Here is a 15,474-nt window from a genome sequence, read left to right on the forward strand (position 1 = left end):
GTATTAATGAATCAAGATTAATAAAGGAGTTTTTATGAATCAGCAACGTCGTAATTTAATGAAGTATTCAGCAGTATTTGGCCTGATGGCCTCTACTGGCTTAATTAGTATCGCTCAAGCGCAAGAGTGGAACAAAGCGGCGTTTGAAGGTAAGAGTCTCGATGATGTATTCAAAATTCTAGGTGCTGGTAGCCCAGACAAATCATCAGCTATCACTTTGAATGCCCCAGATATTGCTGAAAATGGTGCGGTTGTGCCGGTTGGCATTAACACTACCCTTAAGGCAGATCAAATGGCTATTTTGATTGAGAAGAATCCAAGCGCCTTAGCTGCTCAGTTCTTTATTCCTGCTGGAACAGATCCATTTGTAACGACTCGAGTCAAGATGGGTCAGACGTCCAATGTATATGCTTTAGTTAAAGCGGATGGTAAGTGGAATATGTCTGTTAAAGAAATTAAAGTAACCCTTGGTGGTTGCGGCGGTTAAATATTTATTGACTAATGAGTTCATTAGTTCATTGTTTAAATAATGTATCTATATTCAGAATAAAAGGGGAGCAACATGGGTGATCCGATGCGCGTTAGAGCTACTGAAAGTGGCGGTACTGTTGATGTAAAAATTTTGATGAAGCACGATATGGAAGCTGGTCAGCGCAAAGATGCCGCTGGTAAAACCATTCCTGCATGGTTTATTAGCACGCTGAATGTAAAAGCAAACGGTAAAGATGTATTTAATGGTCAGTTTGGTCCAGCAGTATCTAAAGACCCATTCTTGAACTTTAAATATAAGGGCGCCAAAGGTGACAAGATTACGGTTACCTGGATTGATAGTAAGAACGATAAGCGTACTGACGAAGTCACGGCCGCTTAATTACTTTTGCTTTATTTGAGCTTTACCATTACTACGGTTTTGAAAGGGTTGCAAATGCAACGTACATATAAATTAGGTTTGGCTACCAGCTTGTTGGCTGCCTTACTCACAATGACAAGCTCGGTATCTGCGCAAAACAGCGCTACCGACGATATTGCTAAATATCGCGAGATGATTGCGGACGGCAACCCTTCTGAACTGTATGAAGCAGCTGGTGAAGAGCTTTGGAAAAAGCCTGCTGGACCCAAGAATGCCAGCCTTGAAAAATGTGACTTAGGTTTAGGAGCTGGCGTTGTTAAGGGGGCTGCCGCCCAATTACCACGCTACTTTAAAGACACCAATAAAGTACAAGATCTGGAATCTCGTTTGATGACGTGTATGCAGGCATTGCAAGGTCGCGATCCTCAAGAGATGATTGACGCACCTTTTCAGAAGGGTCCTAAGAAAGATATGGAAGCTATTGTGGCTTACGTAGTGACGCTTTCTAAAGGCGATAAGATCAAAGTGAGTACTGCTCACCCAAAAGAAAAAGAGATGTATGACCTAGGTAAGCGCACATTCTTTTACCAAGGTGGGCCAATGGACTTTTCATGTGCTTCATGCCACGCCGAAAATGGTAAGCGTATTCGTTTGCAGGATCTGCCAAATATTACCGAGCAAAAAGGTGCAGCTATGGGTTGGGGTTATTGGCCTGCATATCGTGTCTCTAGCGGTCAGTTTTGGACCATGCAACAGCGTTTAAATGATTGCTATCGTCAACAGCGTTTCCCATATCCTATTTATGGCTCAGACGTCACTATTGCCTTATCCATGTATATGGCGAAAACAGGTAACGGCGGCACAGTCGAAACTCCTGGCTTAAAGCGTTAATCGAGAAGAGACAGAGAACATGAAAATGACACACATCCAAAAACTCTTCACTATTGCTGGATTTATTTTTGCAGTAGGTGCCATGCAAACGAACGCCTTTGCACAACAAAAGAATGATCCTAAATTCAATAAGATGATGCAAGACAGCTTCAGAGCGGATGGCATTGCTGGTTTAGATCGTATTAAGCAAGACGAAACGCAGAAATTTTGTTCAGATCCTGTTTTTTCTGAGGGCAAGCAAGGTGCAGCAACGCGCGAAAAAATTCAGAAAATCAATATGGCTACAATTCAGCAGCCCAGTGATGGTAAATATATTGGTGACTGGAAAAGTGGTGAAAGAATTGCACAAAGCGGCCGTGGGGCTACTTGGATTGATAAGGCCGATACTGCTGTAGGTGGCGGATGCTACAACTGCCACCAAATAAATCCGAAGGAAGTGTCCTATGGAAATATCGGTCCTTCACTGACAGGTTATGGGAAGCTTCGTGGTTACTCACAAGAAATTGTTACCTATACCTGGAATCGCATTAATAACTCTAAAGCCTATAACGCATGCAGTAATATGCCGCGTTTTGGTCATTTCAAACTTTTAACTGAGAAGCAGATGCAGGATGTGATGGCTCTTCTTTTAGATCCAGAATCGCCTGTTAATAATTAACTTAATAAAACAGGCCTTTGGGCCTGTTTCTTATTGGAAACCGTATGTCTTTAAATCGCCGTGAATTCTTACAAGCCCTAGCTATTGCCTCCGCTGGCGGTATGAGTCTGCAATCAAATTTTGTGAATGCTCAAACTACAGCACAAAAATTTTATGACTTACCTAAATTCGGTAATGTCCATTTTTTGCATTTTACAGATTGTCATGCGCAGTTGCTACCGATTTATTTTCGCGAGCCCAATGTCAATTTAGGAATCGCCTCTCAAGAAGGCAAGACCCCCCATTTAGTTGGAGAGTACTTCCTCAAAGCAAATAAAATTAATCTGGGAACACGGGATGCGCATGCATTTACGTATCTAGACTATGTGGCTGCGGCTCAAAATTATGGAAAGATGGGCGGCTTTGCGCACATGACGACGCTGATCAAACAAGTCAAAGCCAGTCGTCCAGGCGCATTACTACTGGATGGTGGGGATACTTGGCAGGGTTCTGCTACCTCTCTTTGGACTAATGGTCAAGATATGGTGGATGCCGCCCTAGAGATGGGTGTTGATGTCATGACGGCACATTGGGAGATGACCTTAGGTGAAAAGCGCGTGATGGAAATTGTCAATGGCGACTTTAAAGGCAAGGTTTCCTTCATTGCTCAGAACATTAAGACGGCTGACTTTGGAGACTCTGTCTTTAATCCCTATTTCATGAAGGTGCAGAACGGTATTCAGGTAGCCATTATTGGCCAAGCGTTTCCGTATACGCCGATTGCCAATCCACGTTACTTCACCCCAGATTGGACTTTTGGTATTCAAGAAGAGAATATGCAAAAGACGATTAATGAGGTGAGGGCAAAGGGGGCAAAAGTGGTTGTCCTGCTCTCGCACAATGGTATGGATGTAGATCTCAAAATGGCCTCTCGTGTTACTGGTTTGGATGCGATTATGGGCGGCCACACTCATGATGGCGTTCCGATTCCTGTCAAAGTCAAAAATGCTAGCGGCATTACATTGGTCACCAATGCTGGCTCGAATAGCAAGTTTTTAGGTGTACTCGATTTTGATGTCAAAGGTGGTAAGCCAGTTGATTTCCGCTATAAGCTATTTCCGATCTTCTCGAATTTAATACCTGCTGACCCAGCAATGAATAAGTTGATTACCAAGATTCGTGCCCCTTATGAAGCGAAGCTCAATGAAAAGCTAGCAACAACAGACGGCCTCTTATATCGTCGAGGTAACTTTAATGGTAGCTTTGATCAATTGATTCTGGATGGCTTGATGGCGCAGAAGAATGCAGAAATTGCCTTCTCTCCAGGATTCCGATGGGGTACCAGTCTATTGCCAGGCCAGGCGATTACCCGTGAAAATCTCATGGATCAAACTGCCATCACCTATCCGTACACTACGGTCACCAATATGAGCGGCGAAACTATTAAGACCATTTTGGAAGATGTAGCCGACAATCTATTTAACCCAGACCCGTATTACCAGCAGGGTGGAGATATGGTGCGCGTGGGTGGTATGCAATACACCATTGATCCAAGTGCATCAGCGGGTAAACGTATTTCAGATATGACTTTAAACGGCAAGCCCATTGAATCTAGCAAGACTTATAAAGTGGCTGGCTGGGCACCTGTAAGCGAAGAGGCTAAATCTGCTGGTGGCGAAGCGATCTGGGATGTTATGGAGCGACATCTGCGGGATATTAAGGTTGTCAAGGCTGTCAAGTTAAATGAGCCTGTTATCAAGGGTGTAAAAAATAACCCCGGCATGGTTGCATTAAAGTAAAAATAATTTCTACATAGAAGAAATAAAAAGAAAAGATAAAAAGAGAAGACAGGAAGAAAAGACATGAAAATAATTAAAGCAATCATTACCACTTTATTGATCAGCTTTGCAGCTCTATCTACGCAAAGTGCCTATGCTGCTGGCGCTAGTGTGGTCTATCACATAGATGATGCTGACTCTCAAGGCATTAAAGGTCTGCGTAATATTCGTAACCATAAGGATGTCGCTGCTGATACTAATATCATCGTCGTGACTCATGCGAATGGTGTCGACATCATGATGGAAGGCGCGAAAGACAAAAAGAATGGCATTGAATACGCTCCTCTGATTGCAGCTTTGAAATCACGCGGGGTTCGTTTTGAAGTATGTGAAATTACTTTAAAAAATCGAAATCTTAAAAAAGAACAATTTAACTTGGATACGGATTACACGCCCTCTGGTGTAGCGCGTATTGGAGAACTTCAATTTAAAGATCGCTACGCTTATATCAAGCCCTAATGCTTACTTGATGTATGTGTTTATCTATCAGCCTCTTTAAGGTGACCCTAATAAGTATTCGGAACTTGAAAATAGCATTTCTCTTGAGTGCTATTTTTTTTGGTCTTGCTTCTGCCCAGACTCCTGTGGCCAAGGATGATGCTGGAGGCGTTTTATTAAAACCGATACAAGTGTCACCGAACACGTATTTTGTTCAAGGTTTAGCCGCTTTAGGCACCAGTGAAAATCAGAACTTTATTTCCAATGCTGGCTTTGTAGTGACTCCTAAAGGGGTGGTGGTAGTGGATGCTTTAGGCTCGCCTCCACTAGCTCAAAAACTGATTAAAGAAATCGCTAAAGTCACGCCACAAAAAATTGTTGCGGTCATCGTGACGCATTACCATGCTGATCATGTGTATGGATTACAAGAATTTAAGAAAGTAGGCGCTAAGATTTATGCTCAGGGCGATGGCAGAAACTATCTTTCATCTGAGACAGCTAAGCAGCGTTTAATCGCCTCTCGGATTGATTTTGCTCCTTCGGTTAACGATAAAACCCATCTCGTATCTGCAGATGTTTGGATAGATCGGAATCTGAAGATTCAGGTAGGTGGAGTGAACTTTCTCATTAGTCGCGTTGGCCCAGCTCATGCACCTGAAGATTTAATTGTGTACGTTCCCACAGAAGGTGTTTTGTTTGCTGGTGATCTTGTATTTAGAGGGCGCATTCCTTTTGTGGGTAATGCGGATAGTAAGGGTTGGCTCAAAGCCCTAGATGAATTTGAGAAATTTAATCCCAAAGTAGTCGTCCCAGGGCATGGCGCTCAATCCACTAATCCCATCGAAGATATCCGCTTTACACGGGATTATTTGAATTATTTACGGACAACCATGGCTCCTGCAGCCCAAAATTTAGATCCTTTTGATGAGGCTTATGCTGCTGCAGATTGGTCAGAATACGATGGAATGCCCTTATTTCGGGCTGCAAACCGCATGAACGCCTACAACGTTTATCTATCTATTCAGGCGGAATAGGGCAGATTTACCATCTGGGCCTTAAAATAGCTTTCTTTACTGGTAAATAATTGATTTTTAATGAAATTCATCTCTTTACGTGGTTTTGTTGCAATTACAGCCTTTTGGTCTGTGGCTGCAGCCGTATATGCAGCACCAGATCTGAATCAGGGTAAAAAAATAGATCAGGAAAAATGTTATGCCTGCCATGCAAAGAAAACGGGCTTTAGTAATGGCGACATGATCTATACCCGTAGCGACAGAAAAGTCACTTCTTTAGCTAGATTGAAGGCGATGGTTGCTATGTGTAATACCGAGCTACGCCTCGACTTATTTCCTGAGGATGAGGCGGATGTATCGGCCTATCTCAATAAGCAGTTTTATAAATTTAAACCTTAATTTTAGAATTTCAATATGGATGCAGTAGATATTTCCTCAATCAGCCAGTCTGTTTTATTGGCTAGTTTTATGGTGACCTTCGCGCTTGGTGCAGTGATGCAAAAAACAGGTTTTTGCAGCATGGGTGCAGTTTCTGATATTTTTATCATGTCTCGATGGACTCGCTTGAAGCAATGGTTCTTAGCGATTGGTGTGGCGGTTATTGGATTTACACTGATGTCCTTTTTTGGCCTGATTGATCCTCTCAAAAGTATGTATACGGGCAGTAAATTTTTATGGCTCTCAACCATTGTGGGTAGTGTCCTCTTTGGCTTTGGGATGGTGCTTGCTTCTGGTTGTGGAAGCAAAACCTTGGTGCGCATCGGTGGCGGCAATCTTAAATCAGTGATTGTATTTTTGGTGATGGGCCTCACTGCTTATATGACGATGAGAGGACTCTTGGGAGTGATTCGAGTCAATACCTTAGACTCAATTTTTATTACCTTTAGTACACCGCAGGATATTCCTAGCATCCTGAGCGCTAGCACTGGTATTGCCCGCTCTAGTTTGCATCTAGCCTTGGGTTTGGTGATTGGTGCAGCTTTTCTGATCTTTGCATTAAGCGGCAAAGCATTTAGAACTACTGAAAACTTACTTGCAGGTTTTCTCGTTGGCTTAGCCATTTGTGCCATCTGGTTCATCTCTGGAAATATTGGTTTTGTTGCTGAAGACCCGAATACCTTAGAAGAGGTGTTCTTGGCTACAAATTCAGGACGGATGGAAAGCCTTTCCTTCGTTGCACCTTATGCGTACTCACTAGATTGGCTCATGCTATTTAGCGATACCTCGAAGGTCATTACTTTAGGTATCACCGCTGTGATGGGAATGATCTTAGGTTCTGCTTTTGTTGCTTTTATCAGCAAGTCATTTCGCTGGGAGAGCTTTCGGGATGCTGAGGACACTGCCAATCATTTGGTAGGCGCCACACTCATGGGTTTTGGCGGTATCACTGCATTGGGGTGTACGGTTGGGCAAGGCCTCAGCGGGATCTCTACATTAGCCCTGAGCTCTTTTTTAGCGTTACCCGGATTTATTTTTGGAGCCTACTTAGCAATGCGTTATTTGCAAGTTCGCCTCGCTCCGAATCCTTGCACCTAACTTACTAGTGAAGCTTACTAATTTCTTATGGGATTGTGATGCAGATTGATTGGACAGCCTTTACCCCTGGACCCTCATTATTCGGTGGCGTCTTATTAGGAATAGCTGCCATTTTGTACGTCTTATTGCATGGTCGGATTTTAGGAATCAGTGGGATCGTTTCTGGCTTGCTGACCCCTAAAGTACGCGACTGGCAGTGGCGCTTAACTCTTGTGTTGGGAATGCTGAGCGCACCTTTTTGGGCAGCCTTTTTCTTTAATCTGCATGCAGTGCAAGTCATTGATGCAGATTGGTTAGCGATAATTCTTGCAGGCCTGCTGGTTGGGTTTGGATCTCAATATGGTTCTGGTTGTACTAGTGGCCATGGTATTTGTGGGCTTTCTAGGCTATCTCCGAGATCGCTTGTTGCAACGCTGTCTTTTATGTCGGCAGGCTTTGTGACGGTATTTATCATTCGCCATCTATTGGGTCTGTAAATCATGAGAAAACATTTCAGCTTATATAGTCAGTATTTGATCGGAGTTTTGTTTGGCCTTGGCCTCTTAGTTTCCGGCATGAGTAATCCGCAAAAAATTCTGAATTTCTTGGATCTTGCTGGTAACTGGGACCCCTCACTTATTTTTGTTATGGGCGGCGCAGTGATTGTGGGCCTTGCCGGCTTTTATTTGTCTAAGAAAAAAACAGAAGCCTTTTTTGGTGGCGCGCTTCACCTTCCAACCAGAACGGAGATCACTAAACCTCTGATCATTGGTAGTTTGATATTTGGTGCAGGTTGGGGTATTGCTGGCTTTTGTCCGGGTCCTGCCATTGTTGCCCTTGGGGCTGGTCATGTAAAGGCCTTAGTATTTGTTGCGGCAATGCTTGCGGGCATGGCGATCTGTAATCGCTTCTTTACTGCTCATAAAGCCTAAGCTTGCATTAAAATACCGTCTATTCATTTTGATAAATATTACATTTTGAGGTTTAGATGAGTTTGCCAATTTCTTGCCATACCAATCAGTTCGGAACTCTCGGCCAGATCGATGCCAGTCACTTGGCTGAGATTGTGAAGCAGGGTTATAAAAGTGTGATTAATAACCGTCCTGATTTTGAGGAGGGCCCTCATCAACCTACCAATGCCGTGATCCAGGCAGAAGCGGAACGCTTGGGCTTGAATTATGCTTTTCTGCCTGTTATTCCTGGCGCCTTCACACCTGATCAAGTAGTAGAAATGGCCCGTTTACTCAAAACCATGCCGGGTCCAGTTTTGGCCTTTTGCCGTTCTGGTGCACGCTCTACCAATCTGTATCACATGGCCTTGCAAGTTCGCTGACTTTCGAGCTACAACACGGCATGCAAGCTAGCCATTCCCATATCCTGGGTATTGAAAAGCTTTCCTCATCTTTCGATGCGTTTGACGCCATTATTGATGTCCGATCTCCGGCGGAGTTCGCTCTAGATCACATCCCGGGGGCTATCAATTACCCAGTTTTAAATAATGAAGAGCGAATTGAGATTGGTACCCTGTATAAGCAAGTCTCTCCCTTTGCCGCTAAAAAATTGGGGGCGGCATTAGTCTCGCGCAATATTGCTCGTCACCTAGAGTCCTCCCTCATAGATTTGCCTAGAGAGTGGCGCCCCCTGATTTATTGTTGGCGGGGTGGTGAGCGTAGCGGCGCCTTTACGCATATTCTGAATCGGATTGGTTGGAAAGCCATGCAACTCGAAAGTGGCTATCAAGGCTTTCGTCGGACAGTGATTGATGGCTTGGAGCAAGCTGCCCGAGATTTTACTTTTCAGGTGATTTGTGGGATGACGGGGAGTGGCAAAACTCGCATACTTCAACAGATCGGTGCCTTAGGCTCTCAGATTTTGGATCTAGAAGGTTTAGCCATTCATCGAGGCTCTGTATTGGGTAATGAGCCCAATATTGACCAGCCTTCTCAAAAAGGTTTTGAAACTCAGTTATGGCATGCCCTCAATGCACTGGATTCTTCTCAAATTGTTTATGTCGAATCTGAGAGTAAAAAAGTAGGGGGGGTGCATATTCCCGATACTTTGATGGAGAAGATTCGTAATGGTAAATGTATTGAATTACGTTCCAGCACAGCTACACGTGTCTCCTGGTTGCTGCGTGAGTATCACCATTTTTTATCAGACCCACAGAGCTTTAAAGAAAAACTAAGCTTGTTGACTTCGCGATATGGCAAGGTACAAATTGAACAATGGCATGAAGCAATCAATCAAAGTCAATTTGAGAAATTGGTAGAAGAGTTGCTAGTGATGCATTACGACCCGTCTTATCAATCTTCGATTGAGCGTAATTTTCCGGGCTATCGCACGGACTACTTTGTGATGCTACAAGATGATAGCGATGAAGCCTTTGCTCATGCAGCAAAAAGCATCATCGATCAAGTAACGCTCCGAGTGGCGCCTTAAATGTCACTGCCAGTTATTAGCTAAACGCCTGTATACCGGTTTGTGCACGACCCAAAATTAGCGCATGAATATCATGAGTTCCCTCGTAAGTATTCACCACTTCGAGGTTGAGCATATGACGAATCACCCCATACTCATCAGAGATACCATTTCCACCATGCATGTCTCTCGCTAAACGAGCAATATCCAAAGATTTTCCGCAAGAATTGCGCTTCATGATGGAGGTAATTTCTGGGGAAGCACTTCCTTCGTCCTTCATGCGCCCTAAACGTAAGCAGCCTTGTAGAGCCATTGTGATTTCAGTTTGCATATCAGCCAATTTCTTTTGAATCAGCTGATTAGCAGCCAGAGGACGGCCAAACTGTTGACGATCCATAGTGTATTGACGGGCAGCATGCCAACACCATTCAGCAGCGCCTAAGGTTCCCCAGGCGATACCATAGCGGGCTGAGTTTAAGCAGGTGAACGGGCCTTTGAGGCCAGTAATTTCCGGAAATTCATTTTCGGCGGGGACAAAGACCTCGTCCATGACGATTTCGCCGGTAATGGAAGCTCTTAGGCCCATTTTTCCGCTGATTTTTGGGGCAGATAAACCCTTCATACCCTTTTCAAGGATGAAGCCTCTAATCAAGCCCTCATCATTCTTGGCCCAGACCACAAAGACATCTGCGATTGGGGAGTTCGAAATCCACATCTTTGAACCCGTTAGCGAAAAGCCACCAGGAACTTTTTTGGCACGGGTAATCATCCCTCCAGCATCGGAACCGTAATTAGGTTCAGTTAGGCCAAAGCAACCAATCCATTCACCTGTAGCTAACTTAGGGAGGTATTTCTGTTTTTGGGCTTCACTACCAAATTCATTGATGGGCACCATGACCAAAGAAGATTGCACACTCATCATAGAGCGGTAACCAGAGTCAACACGTTCGATTTCGCGGGCAATTAAGCCGTAGGAAACATAGTTTAGGTTGGCTCCACCATATTGCTCTGGAATCATGATCCCAAGAAGGCCAAGCTCACCCATTTCACGGAAGATACCGGGATCCGTTGTCTCATTACGAAATGCATCATGAATTCTGGGCATAAGGCGACCTTGCGCATACTCTGCAGCTGCATCCCGAATCATGCGCTCTTCTTCGGTGAGCTGGGTATCTAGAAGTAGGGGGTCTGCCCAATTAAAACTGGCTTTAGTTGCTTTAGTTGTTGTACTCATAATTATTTAGCTTCTTGTGTATATATGGATCCCATTCCTATCGCTACTTAAGAATTTAGAGGAATTAAGAATAATTTTTTATATGTCTCTATTATCCCTTTTTCCTGTATTTTCATCCTTTCTCTTGCCCTAAACACCCCTCGTATAGGTCAGCAGAGATAGGACTTAGATTGGTGGGTAGTTTGCTTTAGTCCAATAGAGTGACGATTTCTGCCATTCAGCCCTGAAACCGTTAAAATAGTTGACTTTGATGCATACACTGCATCCGCACCCTAGAATTTATTATCAGAAAGTCAGAGTCCATCCGTGCTGTCCGCATCTAATATCACCATGCAGTTTGGGGCAAAACCCCTGTTTGAGAACATTTCCGTAAAATTTGGCGGCGGTAACCGCTACGGATTAATTGGTGCCAATGGTTGCGGCAAATCTACCTTCATGAAAATTCTCGGTGGCGAGCTCGAGCCGAGTAGCGGTAATGTGAGTCTAGACCCCGGTATTCGTTTGGGTAAATTACGTCAAGATCAGTTTGCCTATGAAGACCAGCGTGTACTAGACGTGGTCATGATGGGCCATGAAGAAATGTGGAAGGCCGCTGCAGAGCGAGATGCTATTTATGCTAATCCAGATGCAACGGATGAAGATTACATGCGTGCAGCTGAACTAGAGGGTAAGTACGCTGAATACGGTGGCTATACCGCTGAGGCAAAAGCAGGGGAGTTACTACTTGGAATTGGTATTCCGATTGAGCAACATGATGGTTTGATGAGTAATGTGGCGCCTGGTTGGAAGCTGCGGGTATTACTAGCGCAAGCCTTGTTCTCCGACCCAGATGTATTGTTGCTCGATGAGCCAACCAATAACTTGGATATTCACTCTATTCATTGGTTGGAGGATATTCTCAATCAAATTAACAGCACCATCGTCATTATTTCCCACGATCGTCACTTCTTAAATGAAGTTTGTACACACATGGCGGATATGGATTTCGGAACGCTAAAGGTCTATCCGGGAAATTATGACTCTTATATGCTTGCATCTGTTCAGGCTCGTGCTCAGCAATTAAGCTCGAATGTCAAAGCAAAAGAAAAAATGGCTGAATTACAAGCTTTCGTGAGCCGCTTCTCAGCGAATGCTTCTAAAGCTCGTCAAGCAACTTCGCGTCAAAAGCAGTTAGAAAAAATTGAAATTACTGAGATCAAGCCTTCTTCACGTCAAAACCCGTTTATTCGTTTTGATTCTGAAAAGAAGTTACACAATATGGCAGTCGAGTGCAACGCACTGACCAAAGCCTATGACCGACCTATTTTTAAGAACTTTAAGATTGCTATTCGTGCCGGTGAAAAAATTGCCATCATCGGTCAAAACGGTGCAGGCAAAACTACACTCTTAAAAACTATTCTGAGCAAACGCTTTAGCGGCGTTCAAGCAGATAGTGGGGATGTGAAGTGGGCTGAAAATGCAAACGTCGGCGTCATGCCCCAAGACAACACAGAACTCTTTGCTAAAGATGAAGTCTTGATGGATTGGATGAATGAATGGCGCAATACTGGGGATGACGATCAAGTGATTCGTGGCACCTTGGGCCGCCTCTTATTTTCCGGTGATGACATTAGTAAGTCAGTTAAGGTACTCTCCGGTGGTGAGAAGGGCCGTATGATTTGGGGTAAGTTGATGCTCCAAAAGCACAATGTGCTAGCGATGGATGAGCCGACCAACCATATGGATATGGAGTCCATTGAAAGCTTACAAATTGCACTTGAGAAATACGAAGGCACTTTGATTTTTGTTTCCCATGATCGGGAGTTTGTCTCTTCCTTAGCAAATCGCATCTTAGAGGTGAAGATGGATGGAAGTATTGCGGATTATTCCGGTACCTATGAAGAGTATCTGCGCAGCCAAGCCTTGGCGGGTTAATTCTTTATTTGGCTTGACGTTGGAAGCGCATCGCAGTGCCATCGGCACGAATGCGTTTCCAGACAGCATCTTTTTCTTCTTGACCTAGAAAGACCCAATTACTGACCTCGCCTAAGGTACGTCCACACCCTTGGCAAACGTCATCATAGAGCGTTGTACACACACCAATGCAGGGAGAGTCCGAGGCATTGTCGCCTACCCCTAATGAGTTTGCGGTGTCTTGATTATTTGGGAAATTACTATCCGTTGTCATAGCTGTACTTTAGACGATTTCAGGGGATTGCGTTCTTCAAGCTCATCGACATAAGCGGCCATGCCTTCGTGCTCCCGCTCTAAAAATCGGGCAATCGCTTTTGAAAACTGGGGATCAGCAATCCAGTGTGCAGAATGCAAGGTGATCGGCGTAAATCCTCTGGCCATCTTATGCTCCCCTTGAGCCCCACCTTCAAAAGTCTGTAGACCTTCACGTATACAGTAATCAATGGCTTGGTAGTAGGCCACTTCAAAATGTAGGCAAGGGATGTGCTCGATAGCGCCCCAATATCTTCCGTAAGCAGTGCGCGCCTCTTTATCCACAATCAAGAGTGAGCTAGCGATAGGCAGGTTATCGCGCGTAGCAATAATGAGGTGGAGATTTTCTGGCATGGTCGCTGCCAAAGACATAAAAAATGGCAGATTGAGATAGGGCTGAGAGCGATGCTCTAAATAGGTATTTGCATAGCAGCGGTAAAAGAAATCCCAATCTTGGGGGGTACTTTCTGAACCTGGTATGTGACAATATGCCATACCAATATTGCTCACTTGCGCTCGCTCACGACGAATATTCTTGCGGCGCTTCATGGTGAGATTTGCTAGAAAATGCTCAAAGTCTTGATAGTCTTGGTTATGCCAATGAAACTGTACCGAATCTCTCAATAAAAAATCGGCATCTTTAAGTGCAGTGATTTCGTCTGGATTCGGAAATAAAATATGTGCAGAAGAGAGCTTGTTTTGGCTCACTAGGGATTTCAGTGCAGATAACAGGATGGTTTGAATAGCTTGACGATCATATTTTGGCGACACCAAAAGTCTTGAGCCACTGACTGGTGTAAATGGAATGGCGCATAAAGCTTTGGGGTAGTAGGCCAAACCGTTTTGTGCATAGGCCTCTGCCCAAGCCCAATCAAACACAAATTCTCCATAGGAATGCTGCTTCAAATAGAGTGGCATCGCACCTACGATGGCTATCTGTTCTGCCTCAACATCTTCAATCAAAAGATGCGCTATCTGCCAACCTGTTCCGTCACCAACACAAGCGCATTCCTCTAGACCATAAAGAAATTCATGCTTAAGAAATGGTCCGGCATCATGATTAAGTAGGGCATTCCAAGAGTCAGCTGGAACTTCAGCCAAGCTGTGAATAACGCGAAGCTGATAAGGGCCTGTCTTCAAAAGAGAGAAATATGATTTATTTTTGAATCAATTCAATTTTGTAGCCATCGGGGTCTGTAACAAATGCAATTACAGTATCGCCACCCATCACAGGCCCAGCTTCTCGAGTGACATTTCCCCCAGCGGCTTTAATTTTTTCACAAGCAGCATAGGCATCAGGAACGCTGATGGCAATATGGCCATAGGCATCGCCTAACTGGTAGCTTTCAACACCATGGTTATAAGTTAACTCCAGCTCAGATTGACCATCGTGGTTGCCTTTGCCAAAACCTACGAATGCCAGCGTGTATTTTTGCTCAGGACGTTCAGTAGTGCGCAGTAAATTCATACCCAATACTTTGGTATAAAAATCAATCGAGCGAGTCATATTGCCGACTCTGAGCATAGTGTGAAGAATCATCATGGCTTTAATATAAAGGTAATTGGGTTTTCTAGTCAGATAAGAAAAAACCCAGAGGATCAGTCTGGGTTTGAACTTTTCAAGTAAGTAACTTATTGAATTTTTGCCTTAGCACGCAATTTTTGCATCATTTCAGAAAACTTGGCTTTTTGCCAATTTTGATCTGCAGAAATCATCCGCTTCAGTTCATCTTTGATCTCATCCATGGCAGGTGCTTTGACATCCCGAATATCAGCCACTTTAATGATGTGCCAACCAAATTGGGTTTTGACTGGCTTATCGGTCATTTGCCCTTTTTTAAGTTGAGCCATAGACTTTGAAAATTCTGGGACCAAGGCTTCTTCGCTTACCCAACCTAACTCACCACCATTAACTGCAGAACCAGGATCTTTGGATTTCTCTTTAGCCAGTTGGGCAAAGCTAGCGCCCGCCTTAATTTGGGCAGTAATCGCTTTTCCATCTGCTTCTTTTTCAACTAGGATATGTTCGACCTGATATTCCTTACCGGTGTATTGACCTTTGACTTGTTCGTACGATGCCTTTAATTCCGCATCGCTAACACCTTCGCGATCTACATACTCTTCAAAAACAGCCGCAATCAAAACACCCATCTTGGCTTGCTCTAGTTGATCACGTACCGCTTCTTTCTGGGGGATACCGCGATTGTTTGCCTCTTGCAGAATCAACTCACGGGTAATCAGCATTTCTCTACCCTGATCACGTACTTGCGGACTATCCGCTTGCTTTGATTTTTGAACCAAACGATCTAATTGCGCTTTAGGAATGGCTTTGCCATTCACAATGGCAGCATTTTGCGCAAAGCTCTGGTTAGATAGGAGCGCGAAACTCAATGCGCTGATAGATAGGATCTGACGTGAATTAAACATGGGATGCG

Annotated in this window: 19 protein-coding genes; 14 read left to right on the forward strand and 5 right to left on the reverse strand. The window is 44.2% G+C overall.

Annotation, left to right across the window (positions count from 1 at the left end):
* Window positions 1–34: 34 nt before the first annotated feature.
* From soxY to mnmH, 13 genes are all read left to right on the forward strand, one after another.
* A complete protein-coding gene (gene soxY / locus DCO16_RS05310; protein WP_173942694.1) occupies window positions 35–487 on the forward strand; it encodes a thiosulfate oxidation carrier protein SoxY in 453 nt (150 codons plus the stop codon).
* Window positions 488–562: 75 nt separating this feature from the next.
* Window positions 563–871, forward strand: a complete 309-nt coding sequence (soxZ, locus tag DCO16_RS05315) for a thiosulfate oxidation carrier complex protein SoxZ (RefSeq protein WP_173942695.1) — start codon at window positions 563–565, stop codon at window positions 869–871.
* Window positions 872–925: 54 nt separating this feature from the next.
* Window positions 926–1,741: a sulfur oxidation c-type cytochrome SoxA gene (gene soxA / locus DCO16_RS05320; RefSeq protein ID WP_173942696.1), complete on the forward strand. Its 816-nt coding sequence runs from the start codon at window positions 926–928 to the stop codon at window positions 1,739–1,741.
* Window positions 1,742–1,760: 19 nt separating this feature from the next.
* On the forward strand, window positions 1,761–2,399 hold the full coding sequence (gene soxX / locus DCO16_RS05325; protein ID WP_173942697.1) for a sulfur oxidation c-type cytochrome SoxX: 639 nt from the start codon (window positions 1,761–1,763) through the stop codon (window positions 2,397–2,399).
* 44 nt (window positions 2,400–2,443) lie between these two features.
* The gene (gene soxB, locus DCO16_RS05330; protein ID WP_173942698.1) at window positions 2,444–4,177 is read left to right on the forward strand and encodes a thiosulfohydrolase SoxB; all 1,734 of its coding nucleotides are present in this window, start codon (window positions 2,444–2,446) and stop codon (window positions 4,175–4,177) included.
* 63 nt (window positions 4,178–4,240) lie between these two features.
* Complete coding sequence (locus DCO16_RS05335) at window positions 4,241–4,675, forward strand: DsrE family protein (protein ID WP_173942699.1); 435 nt, start codon at window positions 4,241–4,243, stop codon at window positions 4,673–4,675.
* An 83-nt stretch (window positions 4,676–4,758) separates the two neighbouring features.
* On the forward strand, window positions 4,759–5,688 hold the full coding sequence (locus DCO16_RS05340) for an MBL fold metallo-hydrolase (protein ID WP_254598109.1): 930 nt from the start codon (window positions 4,759–4,761) through the stop codon (window positions 5,686–5,688).
* 60 nt (window positions 5,689–5,748) lie between these two features.
* Complete coding sequence (locus DCO16_RS05345) at window positions 5,749–6,066, forward strand: hypothetical protein (RefSeq protein WP_173942701.1); 318 nt, start codon at window positions 5,749–5,751, stop codon at window positions 6,064–6,066.
* A 15-nt stretch (window positions 6,067–6,081) separates the two neighbouring features.
* Complete coding sequence (locus tag DCO16_RS05350; protein WP_173942702.1) at window positions 6,082–7,203, forward strand: YeeE/YedE family protein; 1,122 nt, start codon at window positions 6,082–6,084, stop codon at window positions 7,201–7,203.
* Window positions 7,204–7,241: 38 nt separating this feature from the next.
* On the forward strand, window positions 7,242–7,679 hold the full coding sequence (locus DCO16_RS05355) for a YeeE/YedE family protein (protein ID WP_173942703.1): 438 nt from the start codon (window positions 7,242–7,244) through the stop codon (window positions 7,677–7,679).
* Between the two features lie 3 nt (window positions 7,680–7,682).
* Window positions 7,683–8,114 (forward strand): YeeE/YedE family protein, encoded by a 432-nt coding sequence (locus tag DCO16_RS05360; protein ID WP_173942704.1) that lies wholly within the window; start codon window positions 7,683–7,685, stop codon window positions 8,112–8,114.
* A 56-nt stretch (window positions 8,115–8,170) separates the two neighbouring features.
* The gene (locus DCO16_RS05365; protein WP_173942705.1) at window positions 8,171–8,515 is read left to right on the forward strand and encodes a protein tyrosine phosphatase family protein; all 345 of its coding nucleotides are present in this window, start codon (window positions 8,171–8,173) and stop codon (window positions 8,513–8,515) included.
* Window positions 8,516–8,535: 20 nt separating this feature from the next.
* Window positions 8,536–9,621: a tRNA 2-selenouridine(34) synthase MnmH gene (gene mnmH, locus DCO16_RS05370; RefSeq protein ID WP_173942706.1), complete on the forward strand. Its 1,086-nt coding sequence runs from the start codon at window positions 8,536–8,538 to the stop codon at window positions 9,619–9,621.
* 16 nt (window positions 9,622–9,637) lie between these two features.
* Here the strand turns inward: mnmH and DCO16_RS05375 are convergent, their stop codons facing one another.
* Window positions 9,638–10,834, reverse strand: a complete 1,197-nt coding sequence (locus tag DCO16_RS05375; protein ID WP_173942707.1) for an acyl-CoA dehydrogenase — start codon at window positions 10,832–10,834, stop codon at window positions 9,638–9,640.
* Window positions 10,835–11,140: 306 nt separating this feature from the next.
* On the opposite strand from DCO16_RS05375, the gene DCO16_RS05380 reads away from it, so the two are divergent.
* A complete protein-coding gene (locus tag DCO16_RS05380; protein ID WP_173942708.1) occupies window positions 11,141–12,748 on the forward strand; it encodes an ABC-F family ATPase in 1,608 nt (535 codons plus the stop codon).
* A gap of 4 nt (window positions 12,749–12,752) precedes the next feature.
* Here the strand turns inward: DCO16_RS05380 and DCO16_RS05385 are convergent, their stop codons facing one another.
* The 4 genes from DCO16_RS05385 to DCO16_RS05400 form a co-directional block, all read right to left on the reverse strand.
* Complete coding sequence (locus tag DCO16_RS05385; protein ID WP_173942709.1) at window positions 12,753–13,001, reverse strand: DUF1289 domain-containing protein; 249 nt, start codon at window positions 12,999–13,001, stop codon at window positions 12,753–12,755.
* A complete protein-coding gene (locus tag DCO16_RS05390; protein WP_254598110.1) occupies window positions 12,998–14,140 on the reverse strand; it encodes a GNAT family N-acetyltransferase in 1,143 nt (380 codons plus the stop codon). Before DCO16_RS05390 ends, DCO16_RS05385 begins: the two co-directional genes overlap by 4 nt.
* Before the next feature lie 55 nt (window positions 14,141–14,195).
* Window positions 14,196–14,582 carry a lactoylglutathione lyase gene (gene gloA / locus DCO16_RS05395; protein WP_173942711.1) on the reverse strand — a complete coding sequence of 129 codons (387 nt, stop codon included), beginning with the start codon at window positions 14,580–14,582 and terminating at the stop codon, window positions 14,196–14,198.
* An 89-nt stretch (window positions 14,583–14,671) separates the two neighbouring features.
* Complete coding sequence (locus DCO16_RS05400; RefSeq protein WP_173942712.1) at window positions 14,672–15,466, reverse strand: peptidylprolyl isomerase; 795 nt, start codon at window positions 15,464–15,466, stop codon at window positions 14,672–14,674.
* Window positions 15,467–15,474: the final 8 nt, after the last annotated feature.

The organism is Polynucleobacter antarcticus (genome assembly GCF_013307245.1).
In the GTDB taxonomy this organism is placed as follows: domain Bacteria; phylum Pseudomonadota; class Gammaproteobacteria; order Burkholderiales; family Burkholderiaceae; genus Polynucleobacter; species Polynucleobacter antarcticus.